The 21459-nt window shown below is 65.8% G+C and carries 15 protein-coding genes and 2 other RNA genes; 7 read left to right on the forward strand and 10 right to left on the reverse strand.

Annotated elements, in window-relative coordinates:
- Nucleotides 1–19: 19 nt before the first annotated feature.
- The 5 genes from A7D17_RS10625 to A7D17_RS10645 all read right to left on the reverse strand — a co-directional run bounded on the left by A7D17_RS10625 (nucleotide 20) and on the right by A7D17_RS10645 (nucleotide 5492).
- Nucleotides 20–481, reverse strand: a complete 462-nt coding sequence (locus A7D17_RS10625) for a hypothetical protein (protein ID WP_239692166.1) — start codon at nucleotides 479–481, stop codon at nucleotides 20–22.
- Nucleotides 482–749: 268 nt separating this feature from the next.
- Nucleotides 750–2330, reverse strand: a complete 1581-nt coding sequence (locus A7D17_RS10630; RefSeq protein WP_064509046.1) for a DHA2 family efflux MFS transporter permease subunit — start codon at nucleotides 2328–2330, stop codon at nucleotides 750–752.
- Nucleotides 2331–2336: 6 nt separating this feature from the next.
- A complete protein-coding gene (locus A7D17_RS10635; RefSeq protein ID WP_064509047.1) occupies nucleotides 2337–3530 on the reverse strand; it encodes an HlyD/EmrA/EmrK family protein in 1194 nt (397 codons plus the stop codon).
- A gap of 10 nt (nucleotides 3531–3540) precedes the next feature.
- Nucleotides 3541–5055 carry an AdeC/AdeK/OprM family multidrug efflux complex outer membrane factor gene (locus A7D17_RS10640; protein ID WP_064509048.1) on the reverse strand — a complete coding sequence of 505 codons (1515 nt, stop codon included), beginning with the start codon at nucleotides 5053–5055 and terminating at the stop codon, nucleotides 3541–3543.
- A complete protein-coding gene (locus A7D17_RS10645; RefSeq protein ID WP_064509049.1) occupies nucleotides 5052–5492 on the reverse strand; it encodes a MarR family winged helix-turn-helix transcriptional regulator in 441 nt (146 codons plus the stop codon). The genes A7D17_RS10640 and A7D17_RS10645 overlap by 4 nt, the downstream gene beginning before the upstream one ends.
- Before the next feature lie 122 nt (nucleotides 5493–5614).
- On the opposite strand from A7D17_RS10645, the gene A7D17_RS10650 reads away from it, so the two are divergent.
- The 4 genes from A7D17_RS10650 (at nucleotide 5615) to A7D17_RS10665 (ending at nucleotide 10066) form a co-directional block, all read left to right on the forward strand.
- Complete coding sequence (locus A7D17_RS10650) at nucleotides 5615–6466, forward strand: AraC family transcriptional regulator (protein ID WP_064509050.1); 852 nt, start codon at nucleotides 5615–5617, stop codon at nucleotides 6464–6466.
- Nucleotides 6467–6527: 61 nt separating this feature from the next.
- On the forward strand, nucleotides 6528–8771 hold the full coding sequence (parC, locus tag A7D17_RS10655; protein WP_064509051.1) for a DNA topoisomerase IV subunit A: 2244 nt from the start codon (nucleotides 6528–6530) through the stop codon (nucleotides 8769–8771).
- 160 nt (nucleotides 8772–8931) lie between these two features.
- Nucleotides 8932–9171, forward strand: a complete 240-nt coding sequence (locus tag A7D17_RS10660) for a hypothetical protein (RefSeq protein ID WP_064509052.1) — start codon at nucleotides 8932–8934, stop codon at nucleotides 9169–9171.
- 238 nt (nucleotides 9172–9409) lie between these two features.
- Nucleotides 9410–10066 (forward strand): thiopurine S-methyltransferase, encoded by a 657-nt coding sequence (locus tag A7D17_RS10665; protein ID WP_064509053.1) that lies wholly within the window; start codon nucleotides 9410–9412, stop codon nucleotides 10064–10066.
- A 341-nt stretch (nucleotides 10067–10407) separates the two neighbouring features.
- Here the strand turns inward: A7D17_RS10665 and bfr are convergent, their stop codons facing one another.
- Complete coding sequence (bfr, locus tag A7D17_RS10670) at nucleotides 10408–10893, reverse strand: bacterioferritin (RefSeq protein ID WP_064509054.1); 486 nt, start codon at nucleotides 10891–10893, stop codon at nucleotides 10408–10410.
- A gap of 286 nt (nucleotides 10894–11179) precedes the next feature.
- Between bfr and A7D17_RS10675 the strand changes: the two genes are divergently transcribed.
- The 3 genes from A7D17_RS10675 (at nucleotide 11180) to hpaM (ending at nucleotide 17986) form a co-directional block, all read left to right on the forward strand.
- The gene (locus A7D17_RS10675) at nucleotides 11180–13570 is read left to right on the forward strand and encodes a penicillin acylase family protein (protein ID WP_064509055.1); all 2391 of its coding nucleotides are present in this window, start codon (nucleotides 11180–11182) and stop codon (nucleotides 13568–13570) included.
- 787 nt (nucleotides 13571–14357) lie between these two features.
- The gene (locus tag A7D17_RS10680) at nucleotides 14358–16496 is read left to right on the forward strand and encodes a TonB-dependent siderophore receptor (RefSeq protein ID WP_064509056.1); all 2139 of its coding nucleotides are present in this window, start codon (nucleotides 14358–14360) and stop codon (nucleotides 16494–16496) included.
- A 437-nt stretch (nucleotides 16497–16933) separates the two neighbouring features.
- Nucleotides 16934–17986, forward strand: a complete 1053-nt coding sequence (hpaM, locus tag A7D17_RS10685; protein ID WP_064509057.1) for a type III secretion-associated outer membrane-bound protein HpaM — start codon at nucleotides 16934–16936, stop codon at nucleotides 17984–17986.
- 4 nt (nucleotides 17987–17990) lie between these two features.
- On the opposite strand, the gene A7D17_RS10690 is transcribed toward hpaM, so the two are convergent.
- The 4 genes from A7D17_RS10690 to dapE all read right to left on the reverse strand — a co-directional run bounded on the left by A7D17_RS10690 (nucleotide 17991) and on the right by dapE (nucleotide 21448).
- Nucleotides 17991–18068: non-coding RNA, sX9 sRNA (locus A7D17_RS10690), on the reverse strand.
- Between the two features lie 116 nt (nucleotides 18069–18184).
- The gene (asnB, locus tag A7D17_RS10695) at nucleotides 18185–19879 is read right to left on the reverse strand and encodes an asparagine synthase B (protein ID WP_064509058.1); all 1695 of its coding nucleotides are present in this window, start codon (nucleotides 19877–19879) and stop codon (nucleotides 18185–18187) included.
- Between the two features lie 288 nt (nucleotides 19880–20167).
- Nucleotides 20168–20244, reverse strand: a non-coding RNA gene (locus A7D17_RS10700) — sX9 sRNA.
- 73 nt (nucleotides 20245–20317) lie between these two features.
- Entirely contained in the window at nucleotides 20318–21448 is a 1131-nt protein-coding gene (gene dapE / locus A7D17_RS10705; RefSeq protein WP_064509059.1) for a succinyl-diaminopimelate desuccinylase, read from the reverse strand.
- Nucleotides 21449–21459: the final 11 nt, after the last annotated feature.

The following is a 21459-nucleotide window of genomic DNA, read 5'->3' on the forward strand; positions in this document are numbered from 1 at the left end:
TGCATGCGCATCGCCAGATTTAATTGGCGTCTGCCACTTGTTCCTGGTACTCCGTCAGATGATGCTCGGGATTGATCTGCTCGGAAGCACCGGGGTCGTAGCCAACGCGCACGGGCTTCGGTGCGCCAGGCAGATACAACTCGCCGCTCCCTTCGTTGAGGATCAACAGCACATACGGCCGCCCTTTCAGCTGAACCGTATACCGCTTATCTTTCTGCGTGGCATCGATGCTCGCCAGAAGGATCCTGTCATCGATTTCGCTGTCGGCTCCGGTCACCTGCAGCAGCGCCTGGTTCTTGTCGCGCGATCCATAACGCAGGGTGGAGACCTTCGTACCGTCGCTCGAACGATAGGCCTTGGCCTGTTTTGCGACCTCTGGACGCTGGACTGCCGACTCCGCCAATGCGACGAAGCCAAGGGAAAGAAACGGGATAAGCAAGACGGTCGCAGACACGCAGCGCAGCCGGGATCGAAACATCATCGAAGCTTCCTTGTCATGTTGAAAATGCGGGCGGCATGCCAACGCACTGAGTCGCTCATCGCTCTACCAGCGCCAAGGCCACACTTGCCGCAGCGCGCATGCTACTGCATGCAAGCATGGCGCTGCTGGCGCCGTAGCTGCATGCCGCATCGGGCATCTCGCAGACGGGACGCGTGGAATGAGCCGGACCGCAATAACACGGCGAGGCAGTTGTTCGAACGATCAAAACCCCGCTCGCCAGCGGGGTTTTGATTAAGTCGGCAATGACTCAATGCCCACCTGCCGCCGCCGCGCCACCGGCGCCCGCGCCGAACGGCGGCTTGGCCAGCCACAGGAAGAAGATGATCGCCAGGAAGGTCCAGCCAAGCAGATAGAAGATGTCGTTGAAGCCCATCTGCGAGGCCTGGTGGTTGATCATGTTGTTGAGAAAGGCCGCGCCACGTTGCAGATCGCCCTGCCCCATGGCGGTGACCTGCTCCTGCATGCCGGGCGTATAGACCGAGATGTGTTCGGTGATATGCGCATGGTGCACTTGCGTGCGGCGCGCCCATAGATAGGTGGTCAGCGAGGCAGCGAAACTGCCGCCCAGCGTGCGCAGGAAGGTGGCCAGCCCCGAGCCTGCCGCAATCTCGCGACCATCCAGATCCGACAGCAAAATCTGCAGCACCGGCATGAAGAACAGCGCCACGCCCACGCCCATCACCAGCTGGATCGTGGCCACATGGGCAAAGTCCACCTGCAGGTTGAAGTTGGAGCGGAAGAAGCTGGTGAACGACATGAACACGAAGGCGATGGTGGCCAGCATGCGCAGGTCGAAGCGCAGCGCGTACTTGCCTACGAACGGCGTCATCAGCACCGGCAGGATGCCGATCGGTGCGGTCGCAAGGCCAGCCCAGATCGCGGTATAGCCCATGTCGCGCTGCAGCCATTGCGGAATCAGCAGGCTCACGCTGAAGAATGCCGCATACGCCACCACCATCGCCAGGGTGCCGGCGCGGAAGTTGCGATGCCGGAACAGTTTGAGATCGACGATGGGATCCTTGTCGGTCAGCTCCCAGATCACGAACACCACCAGCGCGATCGCGGCAACGCAGGCCAGCACGATGATCTTGTCCGAGGAAAACCAGTCTTCGTCATTGCCCAGGTCCAGCACCAGCTGCAGGGCACCCACGCCCACCACCAGCAGGATCAGGCCGATATAGTCCATGCGCGGCTTTTCGAGCTGTTCGGGACGATGCCGCAATTGCGAACCGACGATGCTGCTGGCGATGATGCCCAGCGGCACGTTGATCAGAAAGATCCATTCCCAGCTGTAGTTATCGGTAATCCAGCCGCCCAGGATCGGGCCGGCGATCGGCGCCACCACCGTGATCATCGCCAGCAACGCCAGCGCCTGCCCGCGTTTGTCGCGCGGGTAGATCGACACCAGCAGGCTTTGGGTGATGGGATACATCGGGCCGGCCACAAAGCCCTGCAGCGCGCGCGCCACCACCAGCATGCCCATGCTCTGCGCAAGCCCGCACAACAGCGAGGCGACGGTGAAGGCCAGCGTGGACCACACGAACAACTTGGTTTCGCCGAAACGCCGGCTCAGCCAGCCGGTCAGCGGCAACGCGATCGCGGTGCTCACCGCGAACGAGGTGATGACCCAGGTGGCCTGCTGCGAACTGGCGCCGAGATTACCGGCGATGGTGGGCAGCGAGACGTTGGCAATGGTGGTGTCCAGCACCTGCATGAACGAGGCCATCGCCAGGCCCACGGTGCACAACACCACGCTTGCCGGGCGAAAGCCGGCCGCGGGCGCCGGTGCCGCCGGGCCTCCGGGCGCGGTGGGAGCTTGCGAAGACATGGTGGCTCAGCCCGCCTTGGTGGCAGCCTGCGTCGGCAGGTTGTCCTGGATGATGCGATGGATGTCGGCATCGGCAGCCTGGAGCTGCTGCGCATACACATCGGTGGAAAACACCGCGCCCGTGGCCGCCTTGGCCGGCAGCACGCGGCCCTGCTGGTCGTGCAGGTTCACATCGACCTTCATCGACAGGCCGATGCGCAACGGGTTGCTGGCCAGCTGCTTGCTGTCCACCACGATACGGACCGGCACGCGCTGCACGATCTTGATCCAGTTGCCGCTGGCGTTCTGCGCCGGCAGCAGCGAGAACGCGCTGCCGGTGCCCAGGCCCAGGCTTTCGATGCGACCGGTGTAATCCACGCCACCGCCGTACAGATCCGAATGCAGCTCCACTTCCTGGCCCAGGCGCATGTGCTTGAGCTGGGTTTCCTTGAAGTTGGCTTCCACCCACACCTGCTCCAGCGGCACCACCGCCATCAGCACACTGCCCGGCTGCACGCGTTGGCCGACCTGCGCCGAGCGCCGCGCCACATAACCGGACACCGGCGCCACCACACCGGTGCGCGCGTGGTTGAGATAGGCCTGGCGCACCTGCGCGGCGGCGGTCTGCACGTCCGGCTGGCTGGCCAGGTCGCTGTCGTCCACCAGCGCGCGATTACGCTCGAAGCTCTCGCGCGAACCGCTCACCGCGGCCTCGGCGGCCGCCAGTTCTTCGCGGGCATGCGCCAGTTCTTCGTTGGAGATGGCGCCGCTGGCGGCCAGATTCTTGCGGCGGGCAAAGTCGGCACGGGCACTGCGCAGCGTCACTTCGCGCGCGGACACTTCGGCCTGCGCACCTTCCACGCTGCGGTACAGACCGCGCACCTGGCGCACGGTCTTGGCCAGGTTGGCTTCGGCCTGCTGCAGCGCCACCGCGGTATCGGCCGGGTCCAGCTGCACCAGCAGCTGGCCGCGCTCCACGCGCATGCCGTCTTCGGCGCCGATGCTGACCACGGTGCCGCCCACCATCGGGGTGATCTGTACCTGGTTGCCTTGCACGTAGGCGTCGTCGGTGTCCTCGTGCCAGCGGCCGACCAGGAAGTACCACGCCACCAGACCGATGATCGCCAGGATCACCACAATGGCCACGATGCGCAGCGCCGCTCGGCGCTTGCTGGGTGCGGCCGGCGCGGGTTGGGAAGAAGCAGGAGTCGTCTGGCTCATCGTCGATGTCTCAGGAATTCGGTTGTGCGGAAGTGGGCGCGGTGCGTGCGGTGTCGCGTGCGGGCTCCGGCGTGAATCCGCCGCCCAGTGCACGCTGCAGCCTCACCGAGGCCAGGAGTTGTTGCGACTGCAGCCCGGCCATGCGCTGGCGTGCAACGAGCAACTGCTCCTGCACGCTGAGCACTTCCAGATAGCTGCCGATGCCGGCGCGATAGCGCTGCTGGGCGAGATCGAAGGCCGCGCCCACCGTCTGTACGGCATCGTTCTGCGCCTGTGCACGCTGCTGCAGCGACCGCACGGCGGTGACCTGGTCGGCCACTTCGCGCAGCGCGGCAATCACCTTCTGGTTGTAGTCGGCCACGGCCAGGTCGTACTGCGCATCGCTGCCGGCCAGGTTGGCGCGCAGCTTGCCGCCGTCGAAGATCGGCAGGCTCAGCGCCGGTGCCACCAACCCGAACACCGAGCCGCTTTCCAGCAGCTTGCCGACATCCGGGTTGACCACCCCACCCAGCGCGGTGAGGTTGAGGCTGGGATAGAAGCGGGTCTTGGCGACCGCGATGTCCTTGTCGGCCGCCTCCACCCGCCAGCGCGCCGCCACCACGTCCGGGCGTCGGCCCAGCAGATCGGCCGGCAAGGTGCTCGGCAGCTGCGTGGCGAGCCCGGTACCCAGCGTCGGGCGGGCGATCTGCAGCCCGCGATCCGGGCCCTGACCGACCAGCGCGGCCAATGCGGTGCGCGCTTCGTCGATCTGCTGCTGCGCGGACTGCAGTTGCTGCTGCGCGGCCGGCACGCGCGCCTGCGCCTGACGCACCTGCAGGTCGCTGTCGATCCCGGCACCGCGGCGTTGTTGGGTCAGCTCCAGGGTCTTGCGCGCGCGGCCCAGCTCATCGTTGGCCACATCGTGCAGGCTCCACGCATAGGCCAGTTGTGCATAGCCTTCGGCGATCGCCGCCGACAGGTTCAGCCGCGCCGCCTGCGCATCCACCTCGGCCGCATGCGCCTGGTCCACCGCCGCTTCCCAGGCGGCACGCTTGCCGCCCCACAGATCCACGCCATACCGGAAGTCCAGCACCATCTGCGCACTGCCGCCGTAGCTGCCACCCAGTTCGTCGCCGACCATCGATTCGGGCAACTGCAATCCGGTGTAGCCGCCGGAGACCGACAGGCTGGGGCCGCGCTCGGCCTGCGCGCTGCCGATGCGCGCCTGGGCCTGGCGCAGCCGTGCATCGGCAGACGCCAGGCTGGGGCTGTGCTGCAGGCCTTCCGAGATAAGGGCATCCAGTTGTGCATCGCCCAGCGCACGCCACCAGTCGCTGGCCGGCCATGCGGCCGGACTCAGCCCGGCCTGCGCCAGGGTGCGCTCGGCATGCACGTCGCCGGGCTGCAGCACGGTGCCTTGCGGCGCCAGGCCACGGCTGCTGGCACAGGCGGCCAGCGCCAGCGTCAGGGCGGCGACAACGAGTGGCCGCGCCAGGCGCATCGGGCGCGGGCGCAGCGTCTGGATGGAAAAACTAGCAGCGTTCATGAGTTGAGTGCATCGCGGACACGGATAAGAAGAGAGGTGAGTTGTTCGCGCTCAGGGGCATCCAGGTCGCGCAGGCCATGCTCGATCGCGCGTTCGCCGCGCAAGCGCAGCCGCTCCCACAGCGCCACGCCCTGCTCGGTCATGACGATCTGCAGCGCGCGCCGGTCCTGGGCATGCGGCTCGCGCCGCACCGCGCCGAGCGCTTCGAGCTTGTCGAGCAGGCGGGTCACTGCGCTCGGCGTCTGGTCCAGCGCCAGCGCCAGTTCGTTGGCCGTACAGGGCGAGCGCACCGCCAGGATCTTCAGACCGACGTAGTGGCTGAAACCGAAGTCAGGCAGCTCGCCCTTCATCTCGGCATCGAGCTGACGCATCAGCGCGTCGCGCACCTGGCGCAACAGCAACCCGAACGACGGCGGAGCGGAGGACGGTACATTCATGCCGCACATTTTGTTCCGAAAAATATATTTGTCAACGCAAATATCCCAACCGGGATTAAACCGTCGGCAAGGATCGTCACCTTACGCGCCACGCCAGCTGGCCCGGTAATACAATCAGGCCAATGACTATCGAAAACCCGCCAACGACGGTGGACGCGCTACCGCCCGGTGTGCGCAGCAGCTTCGAATGGGCCGACGGCCCGGTGCTGATCGCCTTCCTGGCCGACCTGCGCGCGGTGTGGGCGCCGGAAACCGCCTGGCATGCGCACGTGCGCGGGCAGTTGATGTTTGTCGAGCAAGGCGTGCTGACCGTGCATACCAAGCAGGGCACGCTGTCGCTGCCGCCGGGCTGCGCTGGCTGGATGCCGCCCGGCCAGCAGCACACCGTCGAGCTGGCCGGCCCGATGCGTGGATGGGGCGTGGTGGTGCGGCCGGACGCCTGCGCCGCCCTGCCCGCGCAAGGCGGGGTGATCCGGCTGACCGGGCTGGCCCGCGAAGCGATCATGCGCGCCGCCAGCTGGCCGCTGGACCAGCCGCTCGATAGCGCCCAGCAACGACTGGCCGCGGTGTTGCTGGACGAGCTATGCCAGGTCCAGATCGACCATCTGCACCTGCCGATGCCGGCCGACCGCCGCCTGCTGCGGATTGCCCGGCAGTTGCTCGCCACCCCTGCCGATCCGCGCCCGCTCGATGCCTGGGCCGATTGGGGCGGGCTGTCGCCACGCAGCCTGAGCCGGCATTTTCGCGACGAGACCGGCTTGAGTTTTGCGCAATGGCGGCAGCAGGCACGGCTGGCCGAGGGTTTGCGCCGGCTCAGCCAAGGCAGCGCAGTGGCACAGGTGGCCGACCAGCTCGGCTACAGCAGCCCCAGTGCCTTCGTCAGCGTGTTCCACCGCCATTTCGGCGCCCCGCCCACCCGTTATCTGGCCGCCGGCCACGTGCGCGGCTTGGCATCCCCCGCCGCATCCGGATAATCGGCGCTCTTCGAGTCCGCGCCTCGGCGCGGATTCTTCTTCACGCAGGACCTGGCTTTACATGACCGATCTGACCCGCCCCACCTTCCACGGCTTCGAACAGCTGCCGCTGCGCGAGTACGCCGAACGCGCCTATCTCGACTATTCGATGTACGTGGTGCTGGACCGCGCCCTGCCGTTCCTGGGCGATGGCCTGAAACCGGTGCAGCGACGCATCGTCTATGCGATGAGCGAGCTCGGCCTGAACGCGGCCGCCAAGCCGAAGAAGTCCGCACGCACCGTGGGCGATGTGATCGGTAAGTACCACCCGCATGGCGACAGCGCCTGCTACGAAGCGCTGGTGCTGATGGCGCAGCCGTTCTCGTACCGCTACCCGCTGATCGAGGGCCAGGGCAATTTCGGCTCCACCGACGATCCCAAGTCGTTCGCGGCGATGCGCTACACCGAGTCCAAGCTGACCCCGATCGCCGAAGTGCTGCTGGGCGAGATCGGCCAGGGCACCACCGACTGGGCGGCGAACTTCGACGGCACCCTGGAAGAACCCACCTGGCTGCCGGCGCGCCTGCCGCACCTGTTGCTCAACGGCACCACCGGTATTGCCGTCGGCATGGCCACCGATGTGCCGCCGCACAATCTCAACGAGATCGTCAGCGCGCTGCTGCGCCTGCTCGACAACCCCGATGCCACGGTCGCGGAACTGTGCGAACACGTGCTGGGCCCGGACTACCCGACCACCGCGGAAATCATTACCCCGGCCGCCGACCTGCGCAATATCTACGAGACCGGCCATGGCAGCGTGCGCGCTCGTGCCACGTATAAAAAAGAACACGCCAACATCGTCATCGACGCGTTGCCTTACCAGGTCTCGCCGTCCAAGGTGATCGAACAGATCGCCCAGCAAATGCGCGCCAAGAAGCTGCCCTGGCTGGAAGACATCCGCGACGAGTCCGACCACACCAGCCCGGTGCGGGTGGTGCTGGTGCCGCGCTCCAACCGCGTGGATGCCGAGCAGTTGATGGGCCACCTGTTCGTCACCACCGATCTGGAACGCAGCTACCGCGTCAACCTCAACGTGATCGGTCTGGATGGCCGGCCGCAGGTCAAGAACCTGCGCCAGCTGCTGAGCGAATGGCTGACCTTCCGCAGCGATACCGTCACCCGCCGCCTCAACCACCGCCTGCAGAAGGTCGAGCGTCGCCTGCACCTGTTGGAAGGCCTATTGATCGCCTTCCTCAACCTGGACGAAGTGATCCGCATCGTCCGCAGCGAAGACGAACCCAAGCCGGTGTTGATCTCCCGTTTCGCGCTCAGCGAGGAGCAGGCCGAATACATCCTGGAAACCAAGCTGCGTCAGTTGGCGCGCCTGGAAGAAATGAAGATCCGCGGCGAGCAGGAAGCGCTGGCCAAGGAACGCGCGCAGCTGATGGCGATCCTGGAAAGCAAGACCAAGCTGAAAAAGCTGATCAAGGACGAACTCACCGCCGACGCCAAGAAGTTCGGCGATGCGCGTCGCTCGCCGCTGGTGCAGCGTGGCGCCGCGCAGGCCATCGACGAAACCGAGATGGTCGCCAGCGAACCGATGACGGTGGTGCTGTCGGAAAAGGGCTGGGTGCGCGCGGCCAAGGGCCACGAGGTCGATCCGGCCGGCATGTCGTATCGCGACGGCGACAGCCTGCTGGCGGCGGTACGCAGCCGCAGCACGCACCAGGTGGCGTTCCTGGATTCGGAAGGCCGCGCCTATTCCACCGCCGTGCACACCCTGCCCTCGGCACGTGGCAACGGCGAACCCTTGACCGGCCGTTTCTCGCCCGGCTCGGGCGCATCGTTCCAGGTCATGGCCAGTGCCGACAACGCCACCCGCTTCGTGCTGGCGTCCTCGCACGGCTATGGCTTCGTGACCCGTTTCGAAAACCTCACCGGCCGCAACAAGGCCGGCAAGGCGATGCTCAACCTCACCGCTGGCTCGCATGTACTGAGCCCCGCGCAAGTGAGCAACCCGCAGACCGATCGGATTGTCGCGGTCACCAGCGCCGGCAACCTGCTGGCGGTGCCGGCCACCGACGTGCCCGAGCTGGACAAGGGCAAAGGCAACAAGATCATCGAGATCCCCAAGGCCAAGCTCGGCACCGAGCGCGTGGTGGCAGTGGTCGCTGTGGCGCCGGGCAACACGCTGCTGGTGCGCAGCGGCGCCCGCACCATGAGCCTGTCGTTCAAGGATCTGGATAGCTATGTGGGTGCGCGTGCGAGCCGTGGGTCGTTGTTGCCGCGCGGGTGGCAGAAGGTCGACGGACTGGAAGTGCAGTAACGGCTTTTCATTCATCGCAAAAAGTCGACGGGCTGGAAGTGCAGTAACGGCGTTTCACTTACCCGGCGCGCAGCGGCGCGACTGGCAGTGCGGTCGCCTCAGGCTGCTGAGGCGCGGATCATCAACGCACCGCGTTGCGGTGTCTTGGCTGGAAGGTCCAATGCTGTATGCGGATGGCCAGGAAGCAAAAGCCGGTGATCTGATCGAGATCGACACGCACTACCGCGGGACTATCGTTGCCTGTATGGACACAGCCGATTATCTTCCGGGCCACGAGAGCTGGAGCCATCTTGGCCACGGCATCATGGTCGACACGGATTTTTGTGGCCTGGTTCATTACGACCAGGCCTCTGCCGATGCAGAGGGATTGCTGCTCATTGCACGTCCACCAGTTCGTTGAATCACCCAGTCACGCGATTTGATTCCGGCAGGTGCTGTAGCGTCTGGACTAACGCAGCTGGCATAGTTTGGTGAGCGCCCCGGCATGCAACCACGCGGCCGGCGATCTGATCGATCCGCCTGGCTGCAAAACCAATTCCATCACCCGCAACCCTGAGCAGCCCCTGCCGCGTGACGCACACAGGCGCGTTTTTTCGTAAGCGCGGCCCCGCACTGGGTTGCACCGACACGACGAGACCATGGACACAGACTTCTGGCTGCAACGCTGGCACGACGGACAGACAGGCTTTCATCAGGACGAGGTCATGCCGCTGCTGCAAAAGCACTGGCCCGCACTGCAGCTGTCACATGCCGCACGCGTCCTGGTACCGCTGTGCGGCAAGACGCTGGACATGCACTGGCTGGCTGCGCAAGGCCATCGTGTATTGGGCGTGGAGCTGTCGCCGCTGGCCGTAACGCAATTCTTCGCCGAAGCGGGCCTGCAGCCGCGGCGCCACACCAGCAGCGCAGGCGAGCATTTCATCGCCGGCCCCATCGAGATCATCTGTGGCGACGCGTTCGCACTCGATCGTAGCGTGTTGGCCGATTGCATGGCGGTGTATGACCGTGCCGCATTGGTGGCATTGCCCGCCGACCTGCGCCAGCAGTATCTGCGCACGACCTACGCGCGCCTGCCGGCCGGTTGCGGTGGGCTGCTGATCACCCTGGACTATCCGCAGGCCGAAAAATCCGGCCCACCCTTCGCGGTGGATGCCGCCGAAGTGCATGCGCTGTTCGATGCGCAGTGGCAGGTGCAGCAGTTGGAACAGCGCGACATCCTCGAGCAGGAGCCACGTTTTCGCGCCGAGGGTGTCACCGCACTGACCACTGCGGTCTATCGCCTGCAACGCTGCTGAGTGCCGACGGGGCAATGCGCGGCCCATGTTCCGGGCCTGACGCTGCACTGGCTGGTACTAATGCAGCAGCGACCTCGGGTTGCCGACGTTCGGGCCCAGTGCGTCGCTCCAGGCGCGGGGCCACGCGAGGCCAGCTGCGCGCCGTCGTTGACGCCCTGCATCCCGGCGCCGCACGGCACGAACGCGATAGCGGCCCTGTGCTAACGAACGCAGGCGACTTGCCCAGCTGGTCAGCACTGCTACCCATGGCAAGAGAAACTGCCCTGCTCAGCGCCCCCGATGGGCAGCGCAGCGCTCCGCCTTGCCGAACGCCACGCCGCGTCTGCCACGCCACTTGCCACTTAACCGGCGACGTGGCCCTTGTCGATCTTCGAGGTCTGGTACAGCTCCAGCCCGATCCGCTTGATCAGGCCCAGCTGCTGCTCCAGCCACCAGGCGTGGTCTTCTTCGGTGTCCTGCAGTTGCTTGAGCAGCACGTCACGGCTGACATAGTCGCCATGCTCCTCGCAGAGCTTCATGCCGGCGGCGAGCGCGGCGCGCACTTCGTATTCCACCACCAGATCGCGCTCGAGCATCTCCACCACGGTCTTGCCCGGGGTGAACTCGGCCGGGCGCATGTCCGGGTCGCCTTCCAGGAACAGGATGCGGCGCAGCAGCGCGTCGGCGTGCTCGGTCTCTTCCTGCATCTCATGGTTGATGCGCTCGTACAGCGCCATCAGGCCCTGGTCCTCGTAGCGGCGCGAGTGCAGGAAATACTGGTCGCGTGCCGCCAGCTCGCCGCGCAGCAGCTGCTTGAGGTAATCGACGACTTCGGGATGGCCTTTCATGGTGTGCTCCAGCGACGCAATGCGCGCATGGTGCCCTATGCGGGCGGGCAATGATCTAATCGGAATCACTTTCAGTTGCGCTTGCGGCCAGACCCATCACGGTCACGAGCGGCAGCGACACTGCCCCCAACGGGCCAACCGCCTTGCCGCGGCCACTCCGGCCCGGCCGGGCGTCGAATCGGCATCTGCCACTCGTACACTGCCGACTGGTCATGCCGCCTGCCCATCGCCAACCGCTAACCGCCTGCCGCATGCGCCACTCCCAACCGAACTCAAGGAACCGACAATGCGTCAATGGCTGGGCCGGCTATCGCTGGGAATCGTAGTGCTGGCGCTGGCCGCCGTTGCGACCGTCTACCTGCTGCTGCGCGGCAGCCTGCCGCAGCTGGAAGGTGCCACTGCGCTCGCCGGCCTGCGTGCATCGGTGGGCGTGCAGCGCGATGGCAACGGCGTGGTCACCATCGATGCACAGGACCGGATCGATGCGATGCGTGCGCTCGGCTACGTGCATGCGCAGGAACGTTACTTCGAAATGGACCTGATGCGGCGTGCGCCCGCCGGCGAGCTGTCCGAGCTGTTCGGTGCCAAGGCGCTGGATCTGGACAAGCGCAATCGCGTGCATCGGCTGCGTGCACGCGTGCGCGCCAGCCTGGAGATCGCCATGGGCGACCAGCGCGATGCGCTGCAGGCGTATACCGACGGCGTGAACGCCGGGCTGGCGGCGTTGCGGGTGCGGCCCTGGCCTTACCTATTGCTGCGCCAGACCCCGCGCGCCTGGAGCATGGAAGATTCCATCCTCACCGGCATGGCGATGTATGCCGACCTGCAGGACAACGACAACCAGACCGAACTGGCCACCGCACGCATTCGCGCCGTGGTGCCGCCTGCGCTGGGCGCGCTGCTCGATCACCAGGGGTCGAGCTGGGATGCGCCCCTGTTCGGCCCGCCCCAGGGCGATGCCAGCTTGCCGGATGCGGCAGCGCTGGACTTGCGCCGGCTGCCGCATTCGCCCACCACACCGCACACCGAGCAGCCCACGCCGGGCAGCAACAACTTCGCGGTGGATGGCACGCTCACCGCAGACGGCCGCGCCATCGTCGCCGACGACATGCACCTGGGCCTGCGCGCGCCCAATATCTGGTTCCGCGCGCGGCTGCGTTATCCCGACACCAGCGCCCCCGACGGCAAGGTGGATGTCACCGGTTTCACCCTGCCCGGCCTGCCGGCGATGGTGGTGGGCAGCAATGGGCATGTGGCCTGGGCCTTCACCAACAGCTATATCGACACCGCCGACTTCGCACGCATCCCTGCTGCAACGCCCGCGCATCCGCAAGCGCTGACCACACATGTGGAAACCATCCGCGTGGCCGGCGCCGCGCCGGTACGCTTCGACGTGCGCGAAGCGGCCTGGGGGCCGATCGTGCACGCGAACGCCGACGGCAGCCTGCTGGCGTTGCGCTGGGCCGCGCAATTGCCCGGCGCGATCCGCCTGGATTTTGCGCAGATGAGTAGCGCCGGCGACCTGGAGGGCGCGTTCGCCGTGGCGGACCGCTCGGGCATTCCCGCACAGAACCTGCTGGTGGCCGATCGCAGCGGACGCATCGCCTGGCGCCTGATCGGCGCGCGCCCTGCGCGCAATGCTGGCTGCAGCCCGACCGGCATCGCCGAGTTGGCGAGCACCCCACTGCCGGCAACACCGCAGCCAGCCACGCGCGCGGCTGGCTGCACGCCCTGGCCGGTGCGCAGCGATGACGCGCCGGCCTTGGTCGACCCGCCCTCGCATCGGCTCTGGACCGCCAACAGCCGCGTCGTCGACGCGCAGCAGCTGGCGATCCTCGGCAACGCGGGCTACGACCTCGGAGCGCGGGCGCAGCAGATCCGCGACGACCTGTTCGCCAAGCAGCGGTTTACCGAACGCGACCTGCTGGCGATCCAGCTGGACGATCGCGCGGTGCTGCTGACGCGCTGGTGGCAGCTGTTGCGTGGCGTGGTCACGCACAGCAAGGACCCGGCATTGCAGCAGATCGAGCGCGCCACGCGGCAGTGGGACGGCCATGCGTCCGCCAGCTCGGTCAGCTACCGCATCGTGCGCGACTTCCGCAACAAGACCATCGACGCGGTGGAAGCAGGCCTGCTGGCGCCGGCCAAGTCGGCGCTGGGCGAGGCGTTCCTGGCGCCGCGGCGGGCACAGCTGGAAGGGATCGTCTGGCCATTGCTGCAGCAGCGCCCCGCGCATCTGCTGTCACCAGACCACGCCAGCTGGGATCAGCTCCTCATCGATGCCGCGCGCGATGCGCACACTGCGCTACTCGCACAAGGCGAGCCGGGCCAGCCGCTCAGCGAGCGCACCTGGGGCGACCGCAACACCGCCGCCATCTGTCACCCGATCGCGCGGGCATTGCCTGCGCTTGCCAAGCGCTGGCTATGCATGCCGCCCGACCAACTGCCAGGCGATCGCGACATGCCGCGCGTGCAAGGCCCGGCATTCGGCGCCTCCGAACGCATGGTGGTGTCGCCCGGCCACGAGCAGGACGGCATCGTGCACATGCCGGGCGGCCAGAGCGGACACCCGCTATCGCCATTCTGGGGGGCCGGGCACGACGATTGGGTACATGGCCGGCCCACCCCATTCTTGCCGACCGCCACCCGCTATACGCTGCAGTTGCAGCCCAAGTAGGCATGTTTGTGGCGCTTCGTTGATCGAGTGGCGCTTCGTTGATCGATACGAGGAAGCCGGCGTGTTTGCATTGCCTCGTTAATCGACACGAGAATTGAGCGCATTCGGGTCGCCTCGTCGATCGACACGAGAAAGTTGGTGCATTCGCGTTGCTCGTTGATCGACGCGACGAAACGGGCGTGCTTGTGTTGCCTGGTCGATCGACACGAGCTCGACGCTCAATCGGGGTTTGATCGAAAGCAAAAGACATCGTTGAACTGCACCGATCCCTTTCCGGGAACAGCAAGCGCCCGATGCTCATGCAAGCCCCTCTCCCCCCGCGAAAAGAAGGCACGGCTTACTGGCGTGTAAGCCTTGGAGTGGCTGCGCCGCAAGCGCTGGCCGGGGCGCAGAGCGGAGTTGGGGCGAGTGCGCGCGTGTATTTCGTGCCACCGATGGAACGCGATGCCACGCATCCTGCGCAGGTTTCAAACAGCCTTCTGCATTCTGCGCAGGTTTCAAACAGCCTTCTGCATTACGAACGGCTTCCTGCCCGACATGCAGCACGGGGCTTCGCTCGCACCCTCATCCGCCCTTCGGGCACCTTCTCCCGGTGGGAGAAGGGGTGCTCTGCACTTCTGCGATTTGGCGATTTGGCACTTCTGCGACTTGTATCGGCGTCTGCGCGTGCACATCGCACGCCTCTGCACATCCGTGCACCTGCAGCCATTGCTTCGCCGTCGATCCGCGCAATCAAGCAAGCACAACATGCTAAGATGCATTTGATAACCATTCCCATTAGTGAACAATGCGCCCCACGCTCCTTGTCACCGCACTCGCCGCCGCGCTGGCGTTGCCCTCGCCGCGCGCCGCCGCCCAGCAACACGCCCACACCGATGTCACCGAGCTCGATGGCGTCAACGTCATCGGCCGTGCGCAGACCTTGTACAAAGCCGACGACGCGGCGGTAGCCACGCGGACCGACACCCCGTTGGCGCTGGTGCCGCAGTCGGTGCAGGTGTTGCCGCGCGAGCTGATCGACGATCAGGCTGCGCGGCAGATCACCGACCTATACCGCAGCATCAGCGGCATCAGCTTCTTCAGCTATGCCGGCGTCACCCTGCGTGGGTTCCGCCAGGAAAACGTGCTGTACGACGGGCTGCGTGGCGATCCGTATGCCGGTTTCTCGGTGCCGCAGCTGTTCAATATCGAACGGGTGGAAGTGCTCAAGGGCCCCGCCGGTGCCCTGTATGGCGGCGGCGAACCGGGCGGCGTCATCAACTATGTCACCCGCAAACCTGCACACCAGGCGCAGCGGCGGGTGGAGCTGCAGGTGGGCAACCAATCCTTCGGTGCGGCCTCGTTCGAAGCCACCGGCCCGGCGCGCGAGGACGGACGCGTGCGCTACCGCATCGGTGCGTATGCCGACGGCGAAGACGGATTTCGCTGGAATACCGACAGCCAGAGCCAGATCGGTGATGCCTCGGTGGCGTTCGACATCGGCCAGACCGGTGAACTGGTCCTGCAATACACCGACATCACCCAGAACCTGGGCGGCAATCGCCTGCGCGGCGTGCCGGTGGACGACGGTGGCAACTTCCTTACCGACCGGCGCTGGAACCACAACGAGCCTACCGACTTCCTGGACATGCGCGCCAAGGTGGCGTTCGCGCAATACCGCTTTTCGCCATCCAGCGTGTGGGATGTGGACATGGCACTGCGTTGGTTCAAGAACGATGAGCATCAGATCTATCACGAGCCGATGGGCCTGATCGATCGCGATCGCGATGGCACCGCCGAATGGATGACGCGCCAGTTGCGCAACCAGTACCGCGACAACGATGCGATCTCCGGCAACCTCAACGCGGTGTTTCGCACCAGCACCGGCGGTATCGAGCACAAGCTGCTGATGGGCGCCGACTACTATCGGCTGGATGCCGACTTCCGCGCGCAGACCGCCAACACCGCAGATACCGGACGCGTGCGTGGACCGGTGCCGGGCATCGACCTGTTCAACCCGGTGTACGGCCGCAGCGGTTTCTATGACTACGGCCTGGACACCCTGCCCTGGCGCGCCACCAGCACCCGCAGCCAGCGCCATGGCGCCTATCTGCAGGACGAACTCACCCTCACCCCGCGCTGGCATGCGATGGCCGGGCTGCGCTGGGACGGCTTCAAGGACGACAACCTGCTGGATGATTCGCGCGTCACCGGCAACGATCTCAGCTGGCGCGTGGGCAGCACCGTGGTACTGCGCGAGGGCATCAATGCCTATGCCAGTTACGCCAGCGGTTTCGTGCCGCAGGATGCGGCAAACCAGGATGCGGGCGTGGGCGGGCCGTTCGACCCGGAACGCAGCAAGCAGTGGGAGCTGGGCCTGAAGACCGCGCTCAACGATGGCGGGCTCACCTTGAACACTGCGCTTTACCGCATCGAGCGCAGCAATATCGTGCAGGCGAACGGGCAGATCGTGGACGGCGTCAATCAGCTGTCCGCACTGGGCCTGGTCCGTAGCGAAGGGCTGGAGGTCGACCTGCTTGCCGACCTCACCGAGCGCTGGGTGCTCAACCTCACCTACGCCTACAACGATGCACGCGTGCTCGATGCCGGCACCAATGGCATCACCAATGCCTCCGGCGACCGGTTCGCCAATGCGCCGCGCAATACCTTCGGGCTGTGGACGCGTTACGACCTGCCGGCCTGGCGCTCGGCCGTCGCGTTTGGCGCCGATTACGTGGGCGAACGCGTGAGCCTGGAGGGTCAGCGGGTCAAGCCGTCTGCGATCTACGACATCAGCTGGCAAACCCAGTGGGATGCGTGGAAGCTGCAGGTCAACGTCAAGAACCTGTTCGACAAGGTCTATGCAGTCAGCGGCTTCAATGCCCGCGGCGGGCACTTCCCTGGCGAGCCACGCCGTCTCTACGCGCAGCTGGCCTACAGCTTCTAAGCATGGCGGGCAGAACGTCGCGTGCAGCTACCAACTGGATGCAGGCGGCGAACTGACAACCGGAATGGACGCGTTGTATCGGCCGATTCCGGGCGTTGATCGCAGCTGCCTTGTCGGCGCCTTCTCGGCGGCGCAGCAGGTCTGTTGATCGCTCCGAGTGCATCGCTGTGCGCGTGCGCAAGGCATGCGGGCAGCGTTCTTTCCACCTGCGCAACGCATGCGTCACACCGCGCGCGTGTCGACGACGATGCGCGTTGTCGACACTGCGGCGTGGCGCACATCCCGCATCGCGGGCGGGCGCAGGCAATGAACCTGCGCCCAATCGCGCCGGCGCGCATGGGCTGGAACTTAACGTCCGGTGGGACACACTAGAGGCCGTCGCGATCAGGAGCCTGCTCCAGCACGATCGCCCTCCTCCCCCACTGACCGGAATCCGCATGCCTCAGCTTGCCCGCTCCGTTTCCGCCCTGTTGCCCCTGGTGTTCGCCGCCGCCTGTTCGGCCGCGCCACCGACCCCAGCCGGCCCGCCTGCCGCGCCCGTGGCCAGTTGCACCGCCAAGGTGAAGCCCGGCCAGGACCTGCAGAAAGCCATCGACAAACTGCCGCAAGGCGACAAGCCCGCCGTGTTGTGCCTGGAAAAAGGCGAATTCCCGCTCAATGGTCTGGTCTCGATCCACCGCGGCAACCTGACCCTGCGCGGCAAGGGCCCCAGCACCGTACTGCGCATGGCCGATGGCGTGCAGCAGCCGGCGCTGGTGGTCGGCGACTACGAAAATCAGCAGCCCACCGGGGTGATCCGCAATGTCAGCATCGAAGATATGCAGATCGTCGCCAGCACCGGCGACAAGGAATTCATGCCCGAACGTCCGTATCTGAGCAACAGCGCGGTAGTGGTGCGTTCCGGCCAGGGCATTCGGCTGGCCGGCCTGCAGGTCAACAAATGCCGCAGTGCCTGCCTGCTGAGCGAATACGACACGCGCGAAATCACCATCGAAAACAACGATGTGTCCGGCGCGATCTGGGACGGCGTGTCGTTCAACCGCACCGCCAAGGTCACGATGGTCAACAATTACATCCACGACAACGTGGCTGCAGGCCTGACCACCGAACACCTGGAAGACAGCGAGATCCGCAACAACCGCTTCGAGCGCAATGGCAGCCAGGGCATCTACCTGTCGGATGCGCGACGCAACCGCTTCAGCAACAACGTGTTCGATGGCAACAAGGTGGCCGGCGTGTTCCTGGCCTGCGCCATCCGTTATCGCACCCCGGAAATCCTGTGCTGGGACAACAGCATGAGCCAGGACAACGTGTTCGAGAACAATCGCTTCGCCAACACGCCATTCACCTACACCATCGGTGTGGACCGTGCGGCCAACTGCACCGCCGCCGACTTCAAGCCGAACCTGTGGCGCAACAACCAGGCCGATGTGGCAGGCGTGGATATCGAACCGCAGCGTTATGGCTACTGCGTGCGCCACGAGCAATAAGCGCCGCTGACAGCACGTAGCGCACGGTCGCCAAGTGGGTATGGACGGCGTGCTCAGATGCCGGGGTGTACGGGCTGCACACGCCGATTCCGAGTCCCGGCCAAGCCCGCCTGGCGACCATGCAGTGTTGCCAGGCGCTCTGGGGCCACGGCGGCCGGCAGCGCCATGCTGCGCGCCGGCCGCTGCGGTTGCAGCGGGTTACGACGCCAGCGCCTGCGCGTGTACCCCTGCGATGGCGCGGCCGGAAGGATCGGCCATCGCGGCAAAGCTCGCGTCCCAGGCAATGGCAGTCGGCGAGGAACAGGCAATCGACTTGCCGCCGGGCACGGTTTCGGCCGCGGCCTGGCTGGGGAAGAACTGCTCGAACAGGCTGCGATAGAAATACGCCTCCTTGGTCTGCGGCGGGTTGACCGGAAAGCGCCGGTCGGCCGCGGCCAGTTCGCGGTCGCTGACATGCGCGGCCGCATGCGCCTTGAGCCCGTCGATCCAGCCATAACCCACGCCGTCGCTGAATTGCTCTTTCTGCCGCCACAGGATCGATTCGGGCAGATACCCGGCAAATGCCTCGCGCAGCACGCCTTTTTCCATCCGAATTGCGCCGTCACTGGTCTTGTCGATCATCTTGTGGCTGGCATCCATGCGCATGGCCACATCCAGGAACTCGCGATCCAGAAACGGCACACGCGGCTCCACGCCCCAGGCCATCATCGACTTGTTGGCGCGCAGGCAATCGTAGTTGTTGAGCGCATCGAGCTTTCGCACCAGTTCCTCGTGGAATTCGCGCGCGTTGGGCGCCTTGTGGAAGTACAGATAGCCGCCGAAGATTTCGTCGCTGCCCTCGCCCGACAGCACCATCTTGACGCCCATTGCCTTGATCCGCCGCGCCAGCAGGAACATCGGCGTGGAGGCGCGGATGGTGGTGACGTCGTAGGTCTCGATATGACGGATCACCTCAGGCAATGCATCCAGCCCTTCATCAAAGGTGTATTCGAAGCCGTGGTGCACGGTGCCGATCGCCGCGGCAGCCACTTCGGCAGCGGCAAGATCCGGCGAACCCTTCAGACCGATCGCGAACGAATGCAGCCGCGGCCACCAGGCTTCGGTGGTGTCGTTCTCTTCGATGCGATGGCGGGCGTAGCGCGCCGCCACGGCAGCAACCAGCGACGAATCCAGGCCGCCGGACAGCAACACGCCGTAGGGCACGTCGGTCATCAGCTGGCGATGCACTGCGCGTTCGAAGGCCTGCCGCAGTTCCTGCAGCGGCACCTGCACGCCTTCCACCTCGCCGTATTCGCGCCAGGCACGCTCGTAGTAGCGACTGAGTGCGCCGGTGGCACTGTCGTACCAGTGGCCCGGCGGAAACTGCGCGGCATCGGCGCAATCGTCCACCAGCGACTTCAGTTCGGAGGCCACCCGCAACCGTCCTTCGCGGTCGTGACCCCAATAGAGCGGCACCACGCCGATCGGATCGCGCGCGATGATCACCCGCCCGGCCGCCTTGTCCCACAGCGCGAACGCGAAGATGCCGTTGAGCCGATTGAGATACGAGGCCGGCGCATCCTCCCGGTACAGCGCATTGATCACTTCGCAATCGGAGCCGGTCTGGAAGGCATACGGTTGCAGCAGTTCGGCCTTGAGCTCGCGATGGTTGTAGATCTCACCGTTGACCGCCAGCACCAGCTGTCCATCGGCGGACAGCAACGGTTGCGAGCCGCCGGCAGGATCGACGATGGCCAGGCGCTCATGCACCAGGATCGCGCCGGCATCGACATGCACACCGCTCCAGTCCGGACCGCGATGCCGCTGCCGTTGCGAACATTCCAGCGCCTGCCGGCGCAAAGCCTGCAGATCGTCGCCGGGTTGCAGGCCGAAAATGCCGAAGATGGAACACATGGAAACACTCCTGATGAAACGACGGGGATGGATGGCCGATGGATGAGCATGCTGCATGCAAGTGACGCCCAAAAAAAAACCCGCATCGGCCGATGCGGGTTTTCTGATTCCTGGGCGTTTGGTTGTACTTCGCCTAGTCGCAGACCCGCATCGGCCGCGCACGATTATTCGCGCGCAGGGCATTGCGGTTGGCGTTATTGAGGTTGGCGAGGCAGATGACCATGCAGCTGACGCTAACCGTTCGTTTTCGCTGGCGCAACTGTTTCAGCGGCAACGAGAGCCAGGAGCGGCTAACAGAACGTCGCACGCAGTGATCGGCTGGGCGTGGACGACGCACTCAGCACCGGAGTGGGCGCGAGGTACATCCGATGCCGGGCAGCGGCCGCGCCCGCCTGGTAGCTGCGCCGTCGTTGTGTGCGCAGCTCCAGGCACCGCTACTCACTCGATCAGCAGCCGCTCGACCAACGTGCAATACAGCGCAGGCAGGGCCTGCAGATCGGCCACACGTACGTGCTCGTCGACCTGGTGGATGCTGGCGTTGACCGGGCCGACCTCGATGCATTGCGCGCCAAGCGGCGCGATGAAGCGCGCATCGGAGGTGCCACCGCCGGTGCTCTCCTCCGGTGGTGCCCCGGCAAACTGGCCCAGCACCTCGCGCGCGACACTGCGCAGGCGCCCCTCCGGCGTATAGAACGGCTCGCCGCTGCGATGCCAGCGCAGCGTGTAGTCCAGCCCGTGTCGATCGAGCATGGCGGTGATGTCCGCTTCCAGCCGCGGCGCATCCCAATGCGGGGTATAGCGCAGATTGAAGGCGACCTGCAGCTCACCGGGGATCACGTTGTTGGCGCCGGTGCCGGCATGGATATTGGAAATCTGCAGGCTGGTGGGCGGGAAACTTTCAAAGCCCTCGTCCCATCGGCGCGCGATCAGTTCTGCCAGCGCCGGTGCCGCCAGGTGGATCGGGTTGCGTGCCTTGTGCGGATACGCCACGTGGCCCTGCACGCCGCTGACGACCAGGTTGCCGGACAGGCTGCCGCGGCGGCCGACCCGCAGCAGATCGCCCAGCCGCTCGGTGGAGGATGGCTCGCCGGTGATGCACCAATCGATCTGCTGGCCACGCTCGGCGAACAGGCGTGCCACATGCCGCACACCGTCGATGGCATCGCCCTCTTCGTCGCTGGTCAGCAGCACGGCGAGCGTGCCCGGGTGCTGCGGATGCGCGGCGACGAACTGCTCGGCCGCCACCACGAACGCAGCCACGCTTCCCTTCATGTCGGCCGCGCCGCGCCCGTACAGCACGCCATCGCGGATCTGCGGATCGAACGGATCGCTGGTCCACGCCTCGCGCGGGCCGGGCGGCACCACATCGGTATGCCCGAGCAGCACGAGCACCGGCGCACCGCTGCCGTGCGTGGCCCATAGATTATCGACCTCGCCCAGACGCAGGTGCTCGCAACTGAAACCGGCCGCTTCCAGACGTTGCGCAAGCATTGCCTGACACCCGGCGTCGACCGGCGTTACCGACGCGCGTGCAATCAGATCGCGGGTCAAATCCAGCACATCGTTCATGGAGCATCACC

Origin of the sequence: Xanthomonas floridensis (genome assembly GCF_001642575.1) — a bacterium.
GTDB classification, from domain to species: domain Bacteria; phylum Pseudomonadota; class Gammaproteobacteria; order Xanthomonadales; family Xanthomonadaceae; genus Xanthomonas; species Xanthomonas floridensis.

What these genes read in the sequence shown, in the direction of transcription:
- A7D17_RS10625 (WP_239692166.1), bottom strand. Translation starts at nt 481, where the DNA reads ATGATGTTTCGATCCCGGCTGCGCTGCGTGTCTGCGACCGTCTTGCTT.
- A7D17_RS10630 (WP_064509046.1), bottom strand. Translation starts at nt 2,330, where the DNA reads ATGTCTTCGCAAGCTCCCACCGCGCCCGGAGGCCCGGCGGCACCGGCG.
- A7D17_RS10635 (WP_064509047.1), bottom strand. Translation starts at nt 3,530, where the DNA reads ATGAGCCAGACGACTCCTGCTTCTTCCCAACCCGCGCCGGCCGCACCC.
- A7D17_RS10640 (WP_064509048.1), bottom strand. Translation starts at nt 5,055, where the DNA reads ATGAACGCTGCTAGTTTTTCCATCCAGACGCTGCGCCCGCGCCCGATG.
- A7D17_RS10645 (WP_064509049.1), bottom strand. Translation starts at nt 5,492, where the DNA reads ATGAATGTACCGTCCTCCGCTCCGCCGTCGTTCGGGTTGCTGTTGCGC.
- A7D17_RS10650 (WP_064509050.1), top strand. Translation starts at nt 5,615, where the DNA reads ATGACTATCGAAAACCCGCCAACGACGGTGGACGCGCTACCGCCCGGT.
- parC (WP_064509051.1), top strand. Translation starts at nt 6,528, where the DNA reads ATGACCGATCTGACCCGCCCCACCTTCCACGGCTTCGAACAGCTGCCG.
- A7D17_RS10660 (WP_064509052.1), top strand. Translation starts at nt 8,932, where the DNA reads ATGCTGTATGCGGATGGCCAGGAAGCAAAAGCCGGTGATCTGATCGAG.
- A7D17_RS10665 (WP_064509053.1), top strand. Translation starts at nt 9,410, where the DNA reads ATGGACACAGACTTCTGGCTGCAACGCTGGCACGACGGACAGACAGGC.
- bfr (WP_064509054.1), bottom strand. Translation starts at nt 10,893, where the DNA reads ATGAAAGGCCATCCCGAAGTCGTCGATTACCTCAAGCAGCTGCTGCGC.
- A7D17_RS10675 (WP_064509055.1), top strand. Translation starts at nt 11,180, where the DNA reads ATGCGTCAATGGCTGGGCCGGCTATCGCTGGGAATCGTAGTGCTGGCG.
- A7D17_RS10680 (WP_064509056.1), top strand. Translation starts at nt 14,358, where the DNA reads ATGCGCCCCACGCTCCTTGTCACCGCACTCGCCGCCGCGCTGGCGTTG.
- hpaM (WP_064509057.1), top strand. Translation starts at nt 16,934, where the DNA reads ATGCCTCAGCTTGCCCGCTCCGTTTCCGCCCTGTTGCCCCTGGTGTTC.
- asnB (WP_064509058.1), bottom strand. Translation starts at nt 19,879, where the DNA reads ATGTGTTCCATCTTCGGCATTTTCGGCCTGCAACCCGGCGACGATCTG.
- dapE (WP_064509059.1), bottom strand. Translation starts at nt 21,448, where the DNA reads ATGAACGATGTGCTGGATTTGACCCGCGATCTGATTGCACGCGCGTCG.